The following is a 16,131-nucleotide window of genomic DNA, read 5'->3' as shown; positions in this document are numbered from 1 at the left end:
ACCGCGCCTCGCCGGGGCGCGGGATCGTCGTACGCGGTTGAGCGAGGCGCACTCGCCGACATTCCCTCACCGCCGCACCTCGCTGGGGACCGATTCGCCCGCTGGGCACGACGAGCACGGGCCATGCCGGTGCCACGGCCGTCCTTGCTCACGCTGTGCCCTTCCGGCACGAGCGGAGCCGGTCACGCTCGACTGCCGCCTCCTGGCCCGACCGCTCACGCCACTCCCCCGTATCGTCGCTCCAGCAGCCAGACCAGCAGCGCCTTCTGCGCGTGCAGGCGGTTCTCCGCCTCGTCCCACACCACGCTGTGCGGCCCATCGAGCACCTCGTCGGTGACCTCTTCGCCGCGGTGGGCGGGCAGGCAGTGCAGCACCACCGCGTCCGGCTTGGCGTGGGCGAGCAGATCGGCGTTGAGCTGGAACGGCCGGAACGGACCGACTCGGTCCAGGCCGTCGTTCTCCTGTCCCATGGAGGTCCAGGTGTCGGTGACCAGCGCGTCGGCGCCCCAGGCGGCGGCGACCGGGTCGCCGGTCACGGTGACGGTGGCGCCCGTTTCGGCGGCCCGCTTGCGCGCCGCTTCCACCACCCACGGCTGCGGCTCGAACCCGGCGGGTGCGGCGATGGTGACGTTCAGCCCCGCCGTGACGCCGCCGAGCAGCAGCGAGTGCGCCATGTTGTTGGCGCCGTCGCCGAAGTAGGCCAGTTCGCGGCCGGTCAGGTCGCCCTTGTGTTCGGCGAGCGTCTGCAGGTCGGCGAGCACCTGGCACGGGTGGAACTCGTTGGACAGCGCGTTGACCACCGGCACCGTCGCGGTGGCGGCCATCTCGTCCAGCCGGGACTGCTCGAAGGTGCGCCACACGATGGCGTCCACGTACCGGGACAGCACGCGGCCGGTGTCGCCGAGCGTCTCTTCCCGGCCCAGCTGGGTGTCGCGGCCGTCGACGACGACCGCGTGCCCACCGAGCTGGGCGATGCCCATCTCGAAGGAGAACCGGGTGCGGGTGGAGTTCTTCTCGAAGATCACGCCGACGCCGCGCGGACCCTCCAGCGGGCGCCGCGCGAACGGCGACTTCTTGAGTTCGGCCGCGAGGGCGAGGATCTCGGCCTGCTCGGCCGGGCTGACATCGTCGTCACGCAGGAAATGCCGCACGGAAGTCATTGCGCCGCAGCCCCTTTCGCGTCCGCGAGCGCGGCGTCGAGGATCTCCGGCAGGTCGGCGACGAAATTATCGGCCTGGGTCTCGGTGAGCACCAGAGGCGGCGCCAGCCGGATCACATCGGGCTTGGCCGGGTTGACGAGGTAGCCCGCCGCCCGCGCCCGCGCCTCGACCTGAGCGGACACCTCGTCGGTGAGCACGATGCCCAGCAGCAGGCCCGCACCGCGCACCCGATCGATGAGCGGATGCTCGAGCAGCTCGATGCCGTCGCTGAGCCGCTTGCCGACCGACTCGACGTGCGACAGCAGATCGGTCTCGTCGATCGTGCGCAGCACGGCGAGCGCCGCCGCCGCGCACACCGGGTTGCCGCCGAAGGTGGTGCCGTGCATCCCGGGGGTGAGCAGATCGGCCGCCCGCCCGGTGGCCAGCACCGCGCCGATCGGCAGACCGCCGCCGAGGCCCTTGGCCAGCGTGATCACGTCCGGCACGATGCCGACGGCCTGGTGGGCGTAGAACTTCCCGGTCCGGCCGATGCCGGTCTGCACTTCGTCCAGCACCAGCAGCGCGCCCTTGCGCGCGGTGATCTCCCGCGCCTTGGCGAGGTAGTCGAACGGCGGTACGACCACACCGCTCTCCCCCATCATCGGCTCGAGGAACACCGCGGCGGTGTCCTCGTCGACCGCGGCCTCGAGCGCCGCGGCATCGCCGTAGGGCACGTGCACGACGCCCGGGGGCATCGGTTCGAAGGGCGTGCGCTTGGACGGCTGACCGGTCAGGGCGAGCGCGCCCATGGTGCGGCCGTGGAACGCCTCCTCGCAGGCGACGATCTTGGGCCGTCCGGTCAGCCGGGCGATCTTGAACGCCGCTTCGACCGCCTCGGTGCCGGAGTTGCAGAAGAACGCCCGGCCCTCGCCGTCGCCGAAGTGCGCGAGCAAGCGCTCGGCCAGCTCGACGACCGGCTCGCTGGCGTACAGGTTCGACACGTGTCCGAGTGTGCCGAGCTGCTGGGTGACCGCTTCCAGGATCGCCGGGTGGGCGTGCCCCAGGCTGTTGACCGCGATGCCGCCGAGAAAGTCGACGTAGCGCTTGCCGTCCGCGTCGTAGACCACAGCCCCCGCGCCGCGCACCAGCGCGACCTTCGGTGTGCCGTAGTTGTTCATCAGCGCGGCGGACCACCGCTTCTGCAGTTCAGCTGTGCTCATTGTTTCGTTCCGTTCGGTGCGCCGGACCCGTTCGGGATGAGCGGGGCGGGCGTCACCATCGTTCCGATTCCTTCTCCGGTGAACAGTTCCAGCAGCACGGCGTGCGGGACCCGGCCGTCGATGACATGCGCGGTGGGCACCCCGGCCGTCACGGCGCGCAGGCAGGCTTCCATCTTGGGCACCATGCCCGCATCGAGGCGGGGCAGCAACTCGGCCAGCGCTGCCGTATCGATGCTGGAGGTGAGCGACGACCGATCCGGCCAGTTCGTGTACAGGCCTTCGACGTCGGTGAGCATCACCAATTTCTCGGCGCCGATGCCCTCGGCCAGCGCCGCGGCGGCGGTGTCGGCGTTGATGTTGTGCACCACGCCCTCCGCGTCGGGCGCGATGGTCGACACCACGGGGATGCGGCCCGCGCCGATCAGGTCGAGCACGGCGTCCGGATTGACCTCGGTGACGTCGCCGACCAGGCCGATGTCGGTGGGCTCGCCGTTCACCTCGACGGTGCGGCGGGTCGCGGTGAACAGTCCGGCGTCCTCCCCGGAGATGCCGACCGCGTATGGGCCGTGCGTGTTGATCAGGCCGACCAGCTCGCGGCCGACCTGTCCGAACAGCACCATCCGCACCACGTCCATCACCTCGGGCGTGGTCACCCGGAAGCCGCCGCGGAATTCGCCCTGCAGGCCGAGCTTTTTCAGCATCGCGCTGATCTGCGGGCCGCCGCCGTGCACGACCACCGGGTGCACGCCCACGGTGCGCAGAAACGCCATGTCGGCGGCGAAGGCCCGCTTGAGGTCGTCGTCGACCATGGCGTTGCCGCCGTACTTCACCACGACGATCTTGTCCCGGAACTTCTGCAACCACGGCAGGGCGCCGGCCAGGACGTGTGCCTTGTCCAGCGCCGAAAGCGTGTGCAGCGCCTCGCTGGTCATGAGCTGTAGGCCGAATTCTCTTCGACGTAACCGTGCGAGAGGTCGGTGGTGCGGATGGTCGCGCTCGCCGAGCCGACGTTCAGCTCGATCAGCACCTCGATGTCCGCGCCGGACAGGTCGACCGCTCGGGCGCCGGGCGCGCCGACGCCGTCGACGCACACCGGCTTGCCGTTGAACGACACCGAGATCCGGTTCGGGTCCAGCGTCACCGGCGCCATGCCGACCGCCGCCAGCACCCGGCCCCAGTTCGGGTCGGAGCCGAACAGCGCCGTCTTGACCAGGCTGTCGCGGGCGACGGTCCGCGCCGCGGCCACGGCCTCGTCCTCGGTGGCCGCGCCTGCGACGGTGACCAGCACCCGCTTGGTGACACCCTCGGCGTCGGCCATCAGCTGGGCGGCCAGGTCGTCGCAGACCGCGAGCACCGCCGCGTCCAGTTCCTCCTGGCTCGGGCTGACCTCGCTGGCGCCGTTTGCCAGCAGCAGCACGGTGTCGTTGGTGGAGCAGGAGCCGTCGACGTCGAGCCGGTCGAAGGTGCGCGCGGTGGCGTTGCGCAGCGCCTGGTCGAGCTGATCGGCGGTGACCGCCGCGTCGGTGGTGAGCACCACCAGCATGGTGGCCAGCGACGGGGCCAGCATGCCCGCGCCCTTGGCCATGCCGCCGACGTTCCACTTGTCGCGGTGGTGGAACGCCGCCTCTTTGGGCACGGTGTCGGTGGTCATGATGGCCCAGGCGGCATCCGAGCCGCCGGACAGGCCGCCGCCCATCTCGTGCACGATCTCGGTGACGGCGGGGATGAGTTTGTCCATCGGGAGCCGGTCGCCGATCAGCCCGGTCGAGCAGACCGCGATCTCGCCCGCGCCCGTCTCGGTGCCCCAGTTGCTCAGCGCGGCGGCGAGTTCCTCGGCGGTCTTGTGCGTGTCCTGGAACCCGCCCGGGCCGGTGCAGGCGTTGGCGCCGCCGGAGTTCAGGATCACCGCGCGCAGCCGCTTGCCGGTGAGCACCTGCTGCGACCACAGCACCGGAGCGGCCTTCACCTTGTTGCGGGTGAACACGCCCGCGGCCGCGTATTCCGGCCCCTCGTTGAACACCAGCGCCAGATCCGGCTTGCCGCTGGCCTTGATGCCCGCGGCGATGCCCGCCGCGCGGAAGCCGAGCGGTGCGGTCACGCCCTGGGTGCGGACCAGCTTGCCGCTGGCGATGTCGGCTGTCGTCACGGTGCCACTCCTACGGTGGAAAGTCCTGCGGTCTCCTCGAATCCGAGGGCCAGGTTCATCGATTGCACCGCAGCGCCCGCGGTGCCCTTGGTCAAGTTGTCGATCGCGCCGATCACCACGAGCAGGCCCGCGTCGGCGTCCACCGCCACCTGCAGGGTGACGGCGTTGGATCCGAGCACCGAACCGGTCTGCGGCAGTACGCCTTCCGGCAGCAGATGCACGAAAGGTTCGTCGGCGTAGGCCTTTTCGTAGACGGCGCGCGCCTGCGCGGCGTCGACGCGGGTCGGCGCGGTGCAGGTGGCGAGGATGCCGCGCGGCATCGGCGCGAGGACCGGCGTGAACGACACCGCGACGTCCGTGCCGCCGGCTGCTGCCAGGTTCTGCGCGATCTCCGGGGTGTGCCGGTGCGCGCCCGCGATGCCGTAGGCCCGCGCCGAACCCATCACCTCCGATCCCAGCAGACCGATGTCCAGCTTGCGGCCCGCGCCGGAGGCGCCGCTCACCGCGACTACGTGCACGGCGGGCTCGACGATGCCCGCGGCGACGGCGGGGGCCAGCGCGAGGCTGGCCACAGTCGGATAGCAGCCGGGAACCGCGATCCGCGTGGCGGCGCGCAGTTTCTCCCGGCCGCCGGGCAGCTCGGGCAGACCGTAGGGCCAGCTGCCCGCGTGCGGGCTGCCGTAGTATTTCTCCCAGGCCTTCGGGTCGGTGAGCCGGAAGTCGGCGCCGCAGTCGATGATCACCGTGGACTCGGGCAGCTCGGTGGCGATGGCCGCCGACTGACCGTGCGGCAGGCCGAGGAAGACCACGTCGTGGCCCGCCAGTTCGGCGGCCGTGGTGGGCGCCAGCACTCGATCTGCCAGCGGCAGCAGATGCGGCTGCAACTCCCCCAGCGCGGTGCCCGCGTTCGAGCCCGCGGTCAGCGCCCCGATGACGAGGCGCCCGGTTCGGTAGGCGGGATGCCCCAGCAGCAGACGCAACACTTCGCCGCCCGCGTACCCGCTGGCACCGGCTACCGCGACCCGCACGACGGGTCCGACCGAGGAATCAACCATGTGATGATTATGCATGACTATGCAAGCTCATTCACAGCCTGGTCGCCGCGAGCGTGGTCACGAGCACCTCATACCCGTCGTGCCAGCGCGCAAACAGGCGCCAGGCCGCATTCCGTGCCGCTGGGTCCGTAGGCAGGTCAGCGCAGTGCCGAGCAGTCCATGTCCAGCGCTTCCGCCAGCCCCGCTGCGCCCAGCGCGGTGACCCGGACCGCGCGCCCACTGCCGACACCTTTGATCCAGGTGAGTTCTTTCAGGCGGCGACACAGCTGCGCGCCCGCCGCACCGCCCAGGTGGACCCGTCGTTCGGTCCAATCCAGACACGGCCGGGCCACCGGGCGCCGCGTGGCGCTCAGCGCGGCCGGGTCGACGCCCATCGGCCCCGTGAGCCACGCCAGCCCGGGCGCGGTCAGCGCGAAGCCACCGTCGCCGCTCAACAGGCCGCGCGCGACCATCGCGTCGGTGACGGCGACGCCCAACCGGCCCGCGAGATGGTCGTAGCAAGTGCGCCCGCGGGCCAGCACGGCCGCGACGGTGGCGGTGCGCAGCCCGGTCACCGGGGCGGCGGGCGGGTCGAGCTGGGCGACCATGGTTTCGAGCAGGTCCGCCACGTGCGGGCCAGCCAGCCGCAGATAGCGATGCCTGCCCTGCCGGTGCTCGACCACCAGCCCGCCGTCGCGCAGACGGTCCAAATGCTCGGTCGCGGTGGACGGCGCGACCCCGGTGTGGCGGGCGAGCTCGCCCGCGGTCCAGGCCCGTCCGTCCACCAGCGCCAGGCAGATGTCGGCGCGGGTGCGGTCGGCGAGCAGAGCGGCCAGGCCCGCCAGCTGGGCTCCTCTGGTCGGCATCCCACCATGATGGCGGGTCGTCGTTTCGGCGGTCGCCGAAACGTCCCGTCGCTACGGTCGCGGCATGACTTCGCCTTCTGCGGCGGCGACCCGGCCGACCGAGTTCGAGATCTTCCGCGGGCTGCATCACCGCGACCGTCCCCTGGTGCTGCCGAACGCCTGGGACTTCGCCTCGGCCGCCCTGCTGGCCGACGAGGGATTCCCGGCGATCGGCACCACCAGCCTGGGCGTGGCCGCCGCGGCCGGGCTGACCGACGGCGCGGGCGTCACCAAGGCGGAGACCTTCACGGCCGCCCGACGCATGGCCGGGCTGCCGATCCCGGTCACCGTCGATGTCGAGGGCGGTTTCGACGAGCGGCCGGGCGCGGTCGCGGATTTCGTCGAACAACTCGCCGCCTGCGGGATCGCGGGCGTCAACCTGGAAGACGGCCGCCGCGGGTCGGCGCTGGCCGCACCCGAGCAGCAGGCCGCCCTGATCGCCGCGGTCAAGGAACGGACGCCGGAAGTGTTCGTCAACGCCCGCGTGGACACCCACTGGCTGGGTCTGGATCACGGCTCCACCCACGACCGCGCGCGGCGGTATGCCGCGGCCGGAGCCGATGGCGTCTTCGTGCCCGGCCTGACCGACCCGGCGCGGATCGAGCGGGTCGTAGCGTGCAGTGAAGTACCGGTCAATGTCCTCTATTCGCCCACGGGCCCGGACCTCGAAACACTGACCGAACTCGGGGTACGCCGGGTCAGCACCGGGTCGCTGCTGTACCGCGCGGCGCTGTCGGCGGCGCTGGGCGTCGCGCGCGCCGTACGGAACGACGCGGCCGTTGCGCCGGGGATTGTGAGTTATCCCGGGATCCAACGTCTCTTGCCCGCTCCTCCGTCGTGATCGGGCAGCGCCGGAAATATCTCGCTGACGCTGTCGATCCGCCAGGGGGCCGTTCGTGTAGGTGACGAGACCGGCGCCGGGCCGGTCGCGGAAGGAGCGGAGATGAGCAAGATCATCGCGGTGGAGCACCTGACCTTGGACGGCGTCATGCAGGCGCCCGGGCGGGCCGACGAGGACACCAGGGACGGTTTCCCCGACGGCGGCTGGGCGCACCGGCACGACGACCCGATGCAGGCCGAGGTGCTCGGCAAGCACATGGCGGCCCACCGCGGCGCGCTGCTGCTCGGCAGGCGCACCTACGAGGACTTCGCGGGATACTGGCCGCGGCAGGCCGGCAACCCGATGGCCGAGGCGCTGGACAAGACCGAGAAGATCGTCGCCTCCCGCACCGGAAGCGGACCGCTGCCGTGGCAGAACTCGACCTGGCTCGGCGGCGAGGCGGTGACCGCGGTACCCGAGTTGCGGCGACGGCAGCCGGAGCGGAATCTGGTGGTGCTGGGCAGCGGTGACCTGTTGCGCTCGCTCATGCGCCACGATCTGGTGGACGAATACCTGTTGCTGATCCACCCCTTGGTGCTCGGCACGGGTCGACGGCTGTTCGACGGCGTGGCGTTGGGCCGGCTGCGGTCGGCCGACAGCGTGACGACGGGTACCGGTGTCGTCATCACCACCTACCGGCGTGGATGAGGAGGACGAGCGATGAAGCACTACCTGCTCAGCATCTACCAGCCCGACGAAGGCGTGCCCGCGAACCTGGACGAGATCATGCGCGAACTCGGCGCGCTGAACGATGAGATGCGGGCAGCGGGCGCCTGGGTGTTCGCCGCCGGCCTGCACTCGCCCGGCACCGCGACCGTGCTGCACGCGCGTGGCGAGGACGTGCTGATCACCGACGGCCCCTACGTGGAGGGCAAGGAACACATCGGCGGGTTCACGGTCATCCGCGCCGCCGATCTGGACGAGGCGCTGGACTGGGGCCGCAAGCTCACCACCGTGGTCGGGCTGCCGATCGAGGTCCGGCCGATCCGGGACGAATAGATGGGCGAACCCGTGACCGGCTCGGTGATCGAAGCGGTCTTCGCCGAGCACTACGGCCGAGCGGTGGCGAGCCTCATCCGCGTCTTCGGCGACATCGGCGTCGCCGAGGACGCGGTGCAGGACGCGTTCACCGCCGCCGTCCAGCGCTGGCCCGCCGACGGTCTCCCCCCGAGCCCACCCGGCTGGATCATCACCACCGCCCGGAATCGGGCGATCGACCGCCTGCGCCGCGAGGCCTCCCGCGCCGACCGGCACGCGCAGGCCGCCCTCCTGCACGCCGACGGCGAGCCGGAGGAGGCGGTGAGCAGTGTGCGCGACGACCGTCTCCGGTTGATCTTCACCTGCTGTCACCCTGCTCTCGCGCCGCAAGCGCAGGTGGCGCTGACTCTCCGGTTGCTCGGCGGACTGAGCACACCGGAGATCGCCCGGGCATTCTTGATCTCCGAAACGGCTATGGCGCAACGCTTGGTTCGCGCCAAAGGCAAGATCCGCGACGCCCGCATTCCCTACCGGGTACCCGCCGACGCGGAACTGCCCGGCCGGCTGCGCGCGGTACTGGCCGTCGTGTACCTGATCTTCACCGAGGGGCACACCGCCTCCTCCGGCGCACGGCTGGTCCGGACCGACCTGTGTGCCGAGGCGATCCGCCTCGGCCACCTGCTGGCCGAGCTGATGCCGGACGAACCCGAGGTGACCGGCTTGCTCGCGCTGCTGCTGCTGAGCGAGTCCCGCCGGGCGGCCCGCAGCGGCGCCGACGGCGCCCTGATTCCCCTCGCGGACCAGGATCGCAGCCGCTGGGACCGCGACCTCGTCGCCGAAGGGCACGCACTCGTCCGGCAGTGCCTGCGCCGCGACCGGCCGGGGCCGTACCAACTCCAGGCGGCGATCAACGCGGTGCATGCCGACGCGCCCGTCGCCGCGGCTACCGACTGGGGCCAGATCGTGCGGCTCTACGACCAGCTCACCGCACTCACGCCGAATCCGATCGTCGCCCTGAACCGCGCCGTGGCGGTCGCCGAGGTGGACGGTCCGGCCACCGCGTTGGACCTGGTGGACGCGCTACCTCTGGCGGATCACCATCTGTTCCACGCCATCCGCGCCGATCTGCTGACCCGTCTCGGGCGCGTCGAGGAGGCCGTGGCCGCCTACGACGCCGCCATCGCCCGCACCGAGAATTCCGCCGAGCGAGACTTCCTGGCTCGCCGCCGGAGCGAGACCGAAGGACGCGCGGCGGCTCGGCCCGCGCCCGGTTGAGTTCGAAGCCGCCCACCTACCGCCTAGAGTGGGTTGGTCCCGCTCACGCCACCCGACCGGGCCCGGCGCCACACGTGTCGCAGACTCCGTCACAACGCCGCACGGAGCTGCGGTAAGACCACCACCCGGCGACCGCTCCACCACACGGGTCAGTGCTTCTGCACCACGCGCTCGCCCGCGCCCGGCTTCCAGATGGTGATGTCGAGGTGGTCGCCGCTGACCTCCACCGTCGAGGCCCCGGTGAGATCGGCGACGTAGAAGTGGTCGAACTCCTGGCCTCTGATGTCGAAGCCGGTTTCGTCGAACAGGTGCTGGGCGAAACGAGTGTGCACGTCTCGGTCGGGAAGGTCGACCACGGCGCCGAAGAGTTTGGCGTCGCCGTCGGAGACGTTCGTGTCGACGGTGGCGGTGTGCAGGCAGAAGCGCGGGTCGCGGCCCAGATCGCGGAACTTGGTGGTCTTCGGCATCCCCGCGATCACGAGCGACCCCTCGAAGATCCGCGGCTCGATCGGACTGATCCGCGGCGATCCGTCGGACCGGATCGTGCCGAGCATGCAGAGATTGCCCGCCGCGCGATGCCTGCGCAGGAAGACCTCGGCGATATGCGGTGCTTCGTCGGTGAATCGGCTCCAAGTGGTCATGCCGAGGACGGTACGGCGAAAACCTGCCGTCTCCCGTCAAGGTTTACGGCTAGTGTCGCGTCCATGCGGGCTGGTCGACTGGTGCAATTGCTGCTGCTGTTGCAGACCCGAGGCCGGCTCACCGCGCCCGAGCTGGCCCGGGAACTGGAGGTGTCGGTGCGCACCGTCTACCGCGACGTCGAGGCCCTTTCGGCGGCCGGTGTCCCGGTCTACAGCGAGCCGGGCCGGGCCGGAGGCGTACGGCTGGTTGACGGCTACCGCACCAGGCTCACCGGCCTCACCACCGACGAGGCCGACGCGGTGCTGCTGACCGGCCTGCCCGGCGCCGCCGCCGATCTCGGGCTCGGCACGGTGCTGGCCACCGCGCAGCTGAAGCTCCTGGCCGCGCTGCCGCCGGAACTGCGCGGGCGGGCGACGCGCATCGCCGAGCGAGTGCATGTCGACGCGCCGGGCTGGTTCCATCGCCCGGACCAGACGCCGACGCTCGCGACGATCGCCGACGCGCTCTGGCACGACCGCCGGTTACGCGTGCGCTACGGCCGCAAGGACAAGGTGGTCGAGCGCCTGCTCGACCCGCTCGGCCTGGTGCTCAAGGCGGGCACCTGGTATCTCGTCGCCCGCAGCGGATCCACGCCCCGCTCGTACCGGGTGGGTCGCCTCGTCGCCGCCGAACCGACCGGCGAAACCTTTGTCCGCCCAGCGGGATTCGACCTGCGGGCACACTGGGCCGAAGCCGCCGACGAGTTCGCGCGCTCTATGCTCCGCGTGCGCGCCCGCTGCCGGATCGCCGCCACCCACCTGCGCTTGCTGCGGCTGACGAACGATCCGGCGGCGGTCGCGGAGGCATTGGCCACCGCCGGGCCGCCCGACGCCGAGGGGTGGGTGGAGGTGGTGGTGCCGTCGGAGTCCTACGAAGTGCTGGCGCACGGCCTGCTGCCGCTCGGCGAGCACGTGGAAGTGCTGGAACCGCCGCACCTGCGTGCGCGACTCGCGGCGACCGCCGCCGCCATGCACGCGCGCTACTCCGGGAACCAGCCCACCGAGTGAGGCAGGCGCATCCCTCAGCGCAACGTGCGGAAGAACTCCCGCACGTCGGTGATCAACAGGTCCGGCGCCTCCATCGCCGCGAAGTGCCCGCCGCGGTCGAACTCCGTCCACCGGACGATGTTGTGCGCGTCCTCGGCGAGTTTGCGGACCGACATGTCACCGGGGAAGATCGCCGCCGCGGTCGGCACCTCGGACTTGCGCACCGGTGCGCCCCAAGCCGCGGATTCGCTGTAGAGCCGCAGCGAGGAGGCGAAAGTCCCGGTGAACCAGTACAGGCTGACGTTCGTCAGCAGCGCGTCCCGGCCCACCGCGTCCTCGGGCACCTCGATCGCCGGATTGGTGTACTGCCGGAACAGATCGGTGATCCAGGACAGCAACCCGGCGGGCGAGTCCTGCAGACCGATCGCGAGCGTCTGCGGTCGGTGCGCCTGGACGGTCGCGTAGTCGTAGCGGGAGTAGCTGTCGGCGCCGGTCAGCGTGGCCAGTTTCGCCTGGTCCTCCGGAGACCATTCCGCCTCGGATTCGTCCGCGCCGCCCCAGGATTCACCGTCTCCGCTGTCCCAGGAGGGAATCGTGATCGGACCGTTCACGTGCAGTCCCACCACGTGTTCGCGGGCGATATGACCCAGGCGGGCGGCGACGAAGTACCCCGCGTCGCCGCCCTGCACGCCGTAGCGGTCGTAGCCCAGGCGCGCCATGAGTGCCGCGACCACGTCCGCGAACCGCTCGGTCGAGCCCGCGCCCGGCTCCGGTGACACCTCGGAGAACGCGAACCCCGGCAGTGAGGGCACGACGAGGTGGAAGGCGTCGGCCGGATCGCCGCCGTGGGCTCGCGGATCACTCAGCGGTCCGAGCACCCCGAGGAACTCGGCGAACGACGCGGGCCAGCCGTGACCGAGCACCAGCGGCAGCGCATCCGGCTCCGGCGATCGGACGTGCAGGAAGTGCACTTGCCGCCCGTCGATCGCGGTGACGAACTGCGGCAGCTCGTTCAACTCCGCTTCCACGGCGCGCCAGTCGAATTCGGTGCGCCAGTACTCGGCCAGCGGGCGCAGGTAGGACACGCGCATGCCCTTGTCCCATCCGGCACCGGGCAGGTCGCTCGGCCATACCGTGGCGGCGAGACGGCGGCGCAGGTCGTCGATCTTCTCCTGCGGGATGGCGATGCGGAACGGGCGGATGTCGGATGCGGTAGTCATGCGAGCCACGGTAGGAAGCACTTAGGACGGGACCGTTCCTAACTTTCCGGCATTCTGACGTCATGCTGGAAACGTCGGCCCGCCTGCTGGAACTGCTGACCCTGCTGCAGACCCGCCCCGACTGGACGGGGCCCGAACTGGCCGCGCGGCTCGGCGTGACCAGCCGTACGGTGCGCCGCGATGTCGATCGGCTGCGCGAACTCGGCTACCCGGTGCACGCCACCCGGGGCGCCGCGGGTTACCACCTCGGTGCGGGAACCGCGCTGCCGCCATTGCTGCTCGACGACGAGGAAGCGGTCGCGGTGGCGGTCGGGTTGCGCGGTGCCTCCGGCGGTACCGCGACCGGCCTCGAGGAGGCCTCGCTGCGCGCACTGACCAAGCTGGAGCAGGTCCTGCCGCCTCGCTTGCGGCACCGGGTGCGCACCTTGCGCGGCGCCACCTTGCGGGTCGGCGCACCGGTGCCGCAGGTGCGTCCGGACACGCTCCTGGCCATCGCCGAGACCTGCCAGCGCCACGAACGACTGCGGTTCGACTACCGCGCGCACGACGGCGCGCACGGCCTGCGCATCGTGGAGCCGCTCACCCTCGTGCACTTCAGCAGGCACTGGTACCTGGTCGCATGGGACGTGGAGCGCACCGACTGGCGCACCTTCCGAGTGGACCGGATCACCCCCCGGATTCCCACCGGACCACGCTTCACACCCCGAGAACCACCGGAAGGCGATGTCGCGGCGTATCTTTCGATGCGGCTGTCGGCGCGCGCCTGGCCACAGCAGGCGACGGTGCTGTTGCATCGCTCGGCCGACGACGCCGCCGATCGGGTGTGGCCCGGGATGGGCGTCCTGGAAGCGGTCGACGAGCGCAGCTGCCGCCTGCACGTCGGCAGCGACTCCCCCGAGCAGCTGGTGTGGATGATCACCTCGGTCGACCTCGATTTCACACTGCTCACGGGCCCGCCGGAACTCGCCGAGGCCCTCCGCGCCCAGGCGGCCCGCTGCGCGCAGGCCGTGCGCGCCTTCCCCGCACCCTAGCCATGCCGCCGGCTAGCAGCGCCAGTCCAGAACGTCTGCCATCGATCGCAGCTGCACCGAGTCCGGGATCGCTCGCACCAGGGCGTCGCGCACCGCCACCACCGGCGGGAACGACAGTTGCCCCAGCGCGCCGAGCCGGCGCGAGCGGGAGGCGATCATGTGGGTGCGCGGCCTGCGTTCCCGGTCGTAGCCGGTCAGGTCACCGCCGCGCGCGGCCACTTCGGCCAGCACCACGGCGTCCTCGAGCGCCTGACAGGCGCCTTGCCCGAGGGTGGGCATCATCGCGTGGGCCGCGTCTCCGACGAGCGCGATCCGGCCTGCCACGAAGGTGCGCAACGGCGGCAGATCGTAGAGGTCGTGGCGCAGCACTTCGGCGTCCCCGGCCGCGGCGAGCAGCGCGGGAATCGGCTCGTGCCAGCCGCCGAACCGGGCGCGCAGCTCGGCCGCCCCGCCGCCCGTCGTTCCCGCGGGCATGTTCGCGGTGGCGAAGCAGTAGACCCGGCCGTCGGCGAGCGGGACGTAACCGAAACGTTCGCCGCGCCCCCAGCTTTCGCCCATCTCGGTGACCGGCTGGTGCGGTGTGACGACGAGACGCCACGCGATGTAGCCGCCGTAGCGCGGGCGTATCTCGCCGCAGACGGCGTGGCGTACGACGCTGCGGATGCCGTCGGCGCCGACGACGACGTCTCCGCGGGACGTCCCGGCCGAATGCGCCACCGTGCCGTCGGCCCCCGCCTCGGTCACGGTGATGCCGGTGCGCAGCGCCGCCGCCGGGATCGCGGAGCGCAGGATGCGCAGCAGATCGGCGCGGTGCAGCATGATCGGGCTGCCGTACCGCGCCCGGATCGCCTCGGCGTCCATCCTGGCCAGCCACCGCCCCGCGCGGTCGCGGATGCCCGCCGCACCCTGCCCGAGGGCTCGTGCTCGCACATCGTCGCCCACACCGAGGGCATCCAACGCGCGAAGGGCGTTCGGCCACAGGGACAACCCCGCGCCGACTTCGGTGAACTCGGTAGCGCGTTCGAGCACTTCGACGCGCCAGCCCTGCCGCAGGAAGGCCACCGCGGTGGCCAATCCCCCGATGCCACCGCCCACGATGAGCGCCTCGGGCATCGCTTCCCCTCTCTCCGGACCGCTCGGCGAGCGGCTACCGAGCACGATACTACGGATGTAGTAAGCGGGAGTGTTCCCGTAAGACGAATCACTACCGCGGCAGGATCGAAGACCCGCACCGATCCATCGCTGGTACGGCGTCGCGATGCGCTGCTCGCTCCGACGATCGGCGAACGCCGGGCCTCGCCGCCGCGAATCGCCGGGGACGCGGCCGCGTCAGAATCGCCGGGGACGCGGCCGCGTCAGAAGAATGTGTGCACCAGGTCGACCACCTTCGGCGCGGAGGCGTCGGCGTCATCGATCACCGGGATCAGCCGCCATTTGTCGAAGGCCGTGCACGGATGCGAGAGTCCGAGCCGCACGACCGCGCCGATGGGCAACTCGGCGCCCACCGGCAGCCGCAGGAAGGCGTGCTGGTCGTTGAGCGCGGAGACCGTCGCGGCCGGGTCCAGCGCACCACCTCGCGGTCCCGCGATGCGCTGCGGAACCGGAAGTCCCTCGTCGAACGGCAGATCGCGTTTGCCCGCATCCAGCAGCGCGAGCCCGGGCTCCGGGCGGGAGAGGGCGCGCGCCCAGCCGTGCATCGCCGAGCGCAGCGGCCGCGCGCATCCGGGAGCGGCCAGCGGCGACATGCTCGCGTAGAAGCCGTCGTCGTGGATGACATACGCCCCTGAGCGCAGCACGACCGTCGTCGCGACACCCTGCCCGCCCTGTTCGTCGGACAAGGGGGCCAGGTATTCCAGCGCCAGCTCCGGGTAGGCACTGCCACCCGCGGTGACGACGGCCGGACCTGGATATCGCTGCGCCGCAGCGAGTTCCCGATGCAGGCGGGCGAGTGCGCCGAGGTAATCGCGCACCGCGCGGATGCCGCCGGCGGTGCGGTCGTGGGCGAGCGCGCCCTCGTAGCCGCCGACCCCGGCGAGCGTCAGCCGCGACGCCGCATCGATCGCCGCCGCCACCGCATGCGCCTGTTCCACCGTGCGCGCGCCGGTTCTGCCGTGCGGACCGCCGAGCTCGACCAGCACCCGGATCGGCCCCGCGTCCGGGGCGCTGCGCAGGTGCGCGTCCATCAGCGCGACCGTGTCGACGCTGTCGGCCCAGCAGAAGAACTCGAACGACGGGTCGCGCGCCGATTCCGCCGCCACCCAGCGCAATCCGACCGGATCGACCAGCGCGTTGGCCAGCAGCACCCGCGCGACGCCGAAAGATCGCGCCACCTGCGTCTGCCAGATGGTGGCCAGGGTGATGCCCCACGAGCCGGCGGCCAGCTGCTCGGCCCACACCTGCGGCGCCATCGTGGTCTTGCCGTGCGGCGCCAACCGCACGCCTGCCGCGCGCACCCACTCGGCCATGACCGCGATGTTCGCCGTCAGGGCCGCGCGGTCGACGGTGAGCACCGGCGTCTCGAGTTGCTCTAGCACCGGTGGGGCGTCGCGGAATTCGCGCACGGTCCGTCCCCAGTACGCGGGGGGCATGCCCTTGTGTTCGGGACCGATCCGGCGGTCCGCGAGCGCCGCCACGGC

16 protein-coding genes are annotated in these 16,131 nt (G+C 71.5%); 6 read left to right on the top strand and 10 right to left on the bottom strand.

Annotated elements, in window-relative coordinates; all coding sequences use genetic code 11:
- Positions 1 to 215: 215 nt before the first annotated feature.
- The 6 genes from argF to NNI01S_RS24475 all read right to left on the bottom strand — a co-directional run bounded on the left by argF (position 216) and on the right by NNI01S_RS24475 (position 6,405).
- A complete protein-coding gene (argF, locus tag NNI01S_RS24500; RefSeq protein WP_063022479.1) occupies positions 216 to 1,160 on the bottom strand; it encodes an ornithine carbamoyltransferase in 945 nt (314 codons plus the stop codon).
- Positions 1,157 to 2,359: an acetylornithine transaminase gene (locus tag NNI01S_RS24495; protein ID WP_063022478.1), complete on the bottom strand. Its 1,203-nt coding sequence runs from the start codon at positions 2,357 to 2,359 to the stop codon at positions 1,157 to 1,159. Before NNI01S_RS24495 ends, argF begins: the two co-directional genes overlap by 4 nt.
- Positions 2,356 to 3,291, bottom strand: a complete 936-nt coding sequence (argB, locus tag NNI01S_RS24490; RefSeq protein ID WP_063022477.1) for an acetylglutamate kinase — start codon at positions 3,289 to 3,291, stop codon at positions 2,356 to 2,358. The genes NNI01S_RS24495 and argB overlap by 4 nt, the downstream gene beginning before the upstream one ends.
- Positions 3,288 to 4,505, bottom strand: coding sequence for a bifunctional glutamate N-acetyltransferase/amino-acid acetyltransferase ArgJ (gene argJ / locus NNI01S_RS24485; protein WP_063022476.1), 1,218 nt, complete (start codon positions 4,503 to 4,505; stop codon positions 3,288 to 3,290). Before argJ ends, argB begins: the two co-directional genes overlap by 4 nt.
- Positions 4,502 to 5,560 carry an N-acetyl-gamma-glutamyl-phosphate reductase gene (argC, locus tag NNI01S_RS24480; RefSeq protein ID WP_084489275.1) on the bottom strand — a complete coding sequence of 353 codons (1,059 nt, stop codon included), beginning with the start codon at positions 5,558 to 5,560 and terminating at the stop codon, positions 4,502 to 4,504. Before argC ends, argJ begins: the two co-directional genes overlap by 4 nt.
- Positions 5,561 to 5,697: 137 nt before the next feature.
- Positions 5,698 to 6,405 (bottom strand): ArsR/SmtB family transcription factor, encoded by a 708-nt coding sequence (locus NNI01S_RS24475; RefSeq protein ID WP_063022474.1) that lies wholly within the window; start codon positions 6,403 to 6,405, stop codon positions 5,698 to 5,700.
- 64 nt (positions 6,406 to 6,469) lie between these two features.
- Between NNI01S_RS24475 and NNI01S_RS24470 the strand changes: the two genes are divergently transcribed.
- From NNI01S_RS24470 to NNI01S_RS24455, 4 genes are all read left to right on the top strand, one after another.
- Positions 6,470 to 7,285, top strand: a complete 816-nt coding sequence (locus NNI01S_RS24470) for an isocitrate lyase/PEP mutase family protein (RefSeq protein WP_063022473.1) — start codon at positions 6,470 to 6,472, stop codon at positions 7,283 to 7,285.
- Between the two features lie 102 nt (positions 7,286 to 7,387).
- Positions 7,388 to 7,972, top strand: coding sequence for a dihydrofolate reductase family protein (locus NNI01S_RS24465; RefSeq protein ID WP_063022472.1), 585 nt, complete (start codon positions 7,388 to 7,390; stop codon positions 7,970 to 7,972).
- A gap of 12 nt (positions 7,973 to 7,984) precedes the next feature.
- The gene (locus NNI01S_RS24460) at positions 7,985 to 8,323 is read left to right on the top strand and encodes a YciI family protein (RefSeq protein ID WP_063022471.1); all 339 of its coding nucleotides are present in this window, start codon (positions 7,985 to 7,987) and stop codon (positions 8,321 to 8,323) included.
- A complete protein-coding gene (locus NNI01S_RS24455; RefSeq protein WP_063022470.1) occupies positions 8,324 to 9,577 on the top strand; it encodes an RNA polymerase sigma factor in 1,254 nt (417 codons plus the stop codon).
- 149 nt (positions 9,578 to 9,726) lie between these two features.
- On the opposite strand, the gene NNI01S_RS24450 is transcribed toward NNI01S_RS24455, so the two are convergent.
- Positions 9,727 to 10,218, bottom strand: a complete 492-nt coding sequence (locus NNI01S_RS24450; RefSeq protein WP_063022469.1) for a pyridoxamine 5'-phosphate oxidase family protein — start codon at positions 10,216 to 10,218, stop codon at positions 9,727 to 9,729.
- Positions 10,219 to 10,281: 63 nt separating this feature from the next.
- Here NNI01S_RS24450 and NNI01S_RS24445 point away from each other — a divergent pair, with 63 nt between their 5' ends.
- Complete coding sequence (locus tag NNI01S_RS24445; protein WP_063022468.1) at positions 10,282 to 11,265, top strand: helix-turn-helix transcriptional regulator; 984 nt, start codon at positions 10,282 to 10,284, stop codon at positions 11,263 to 11,265.
- A 14-nt stretch (positions 11,266 to 11,279) separates the two neighbouring features.
- Here the strand turns inward: NNI01S_RS24445 and NNI01S_RS24440 are convergent, their stop codons facing one another.
- The gene (locus NNI01S_RS24440) at positions 11,280 to 12,464 is read right to left on the bottom strand and encodes an epoxide hydrolase family protein (protein ID WP_063022467.1); all 1,185 of its coding nucleotides are present in this window, start codon (positions 12,462 to 12,464) and stop codon (positions 11,280 to 11,282) included.
- A 62-nt stretch (positions 12,465 to 12,526) separates the two neighbouring features.
- Here NNI01S_RS24440 and NNI01S_RS24435 point away from each other — a divergent pair, with 62 nt between their 5' ends.
- Positions 12,527 to 13,495, top strand: coding sequence for a helix-turn-helix transcriptional regulator (locus tag NNI01S_RS24435; protein ID WP_063022466.1), 969 nt, complete (start codon positions 12,527 to 12,529; stop codon positions 13,493 to 13,495).
- 12 nt (positions 13,496 to 13,507) lie between these two features.
- Here NNI01S_RS24435 and NNI01S_RS24430 read toward each other — a convergent pair whose 3' ends face one another.
- The gene (locus tag NNI01S_RS24430; protein WP_063022465.1) at positions 13,508 to 14,608 is read right to left on the bottom strand and encodes an FAD-dependent monooxygenase; all 1,101 of its coding nucleotides are present in this window, start codon (positions 14,606 to 14,608) and stop codon (positions 13,508 to 13,510) included.
- Positions 14,609 to 14,850: 242 nt separating this feature from the next.
- Entirely contained in the window at positions 14,851 to 16,083 is a 1,233-nt protein-coding gene (locus NNI01S_RS24425; protein ID WP_084489286.1) for a type III PLP-dependent enzyme domain-containing protein, read from the bottom strand.
- Between the last annotated feature and the right edge of the window lie 48 nt (positions 16,084 to 16,131).

It is taken from the genome of Nocardia niwae NBRC 108934 = DSM 45340 (genome assembly GCF_001613465.1).
Taxonomy (GTDB): Bacteria; Actinomycetota; Actinomycetes; order Mycobacteriales; family Mycobacteriaceae; genus Nocardia; species Nocardia niwae.
Note: the sequence above shows the minus strand (reverse complement) of the source record. Positions and strands in the feature narration are given on the sequence as shown.

Excerpts from the sequence above, each read along its gene's own strand:
- argF (WP_063022479.1), bottom strand. The coding sequence starts at position 1,160 with ATGACTTCCGTGCGGCATTTCCTGCGTGACGACGATGTCAGCCCGGCC.
- NNI01S_RS24495 (WP_063022478.1), bottom strand. The coding sequence starts at position 2,359 with ATGAGCACAGCTGAACTGCAGAAGCGGTGGTCCGCCGCGCTGATGAAC.
- argB (WP_063022477.1), bottom strand. The coding sequence starts at position 3,291 with ATGACCAGCGAGGCGCTGCACACGCTTTCGGCGCTGGACAAGGCACAC.
- argC (WP_084489275.1), bottom strand. The coding sequence starts at position 5,560 with ATGGTTGATTCCTCGGTCGGACCCGTCGTGCGGGTCGCGGTAGCCGGT.
- NNI01S_RS24475 (WP_063022474.1), bottom strand. The coding sequence starts at position 6,405 with ATGCCGACCAGAGGAGCCCAGCTGGCGGGCCTGGCCGCTCTGCTCGCC.
- NNI01S_RS24470 (WP_063022473.1), top strand. The coding sequence starts at position 6,470 with ATGACTTCGCCTTCTGCGGCGGCGACCCGGCCGACCGAGTTCGAGATC.
- NNI01S_RS24465 (WP_063022472.1), top strand. The coding sequence starts at position 7,388 with ATGAGCAAGATCATCGCGGTGGAGCACCTGACCTTGGACGGCGTCATG.
- NNI01S_RS24460 (WP_063022471.1), top strand. The coding sequence starts at position 7,985 with ATGAAGCACTACCTGCTCAGCATCTACCAGCCCGACGAAGGCGTGCCC.
- NNI01S_RS24455 (WP_063022470.1), top strand. The coding sequence starts at position 8,324 with ATGGGCGAACCCGTGACCGGCTCGGTGATCGAAGCGGTCTTCGCCGAG.
- NNI01S_RS24450 (WP_063022469.1), bottom strand. The coding sequence starts at position 10,218 with ATGACCACTTGGAGCCGATTCACCGACGAAGCACCGCATATCGCCGAG.
- NNI01S_RS24445 (WP_063022468.1), top strand. The coding sequence starts at position 10,282 with ATGCGGGCTGGTCGACTGGTGCAATTGCTGCTGCTGTTGCAGACCCGA.
- NNI01S_RS24440 (WP_063022467.1), bottom strand. The coding sequence starts at position 12,464 with ATGACTACCGCATCCGACATCCGCCCGTTCCGCATCGCCATCCCGCAG.
- NNI01S_RS24435 (WP_063022466.1), top strand. The coding sequence starts at position 12,527 with ATGCTGGAAACGTCGGCCCGCCTGCTGGAACTGCTGACCCTGCTGCAG.
- NNI01S_RS24430 (WP_063022465.1), bottom strand. The coding sequence starts at position 14,608 with ATGCCCGAGGCGCTCATCGTGGGCGGTGGCATCGGGGGATTGGCCACC.
- NNI01S_RS24425 (WP_084489286.1), bottom strand. The coding sequence starts at position 16,083 with ATGCCCCCCGCGTACTGGGGACGGACCGTGCGCGAATTCCGCGACGCC.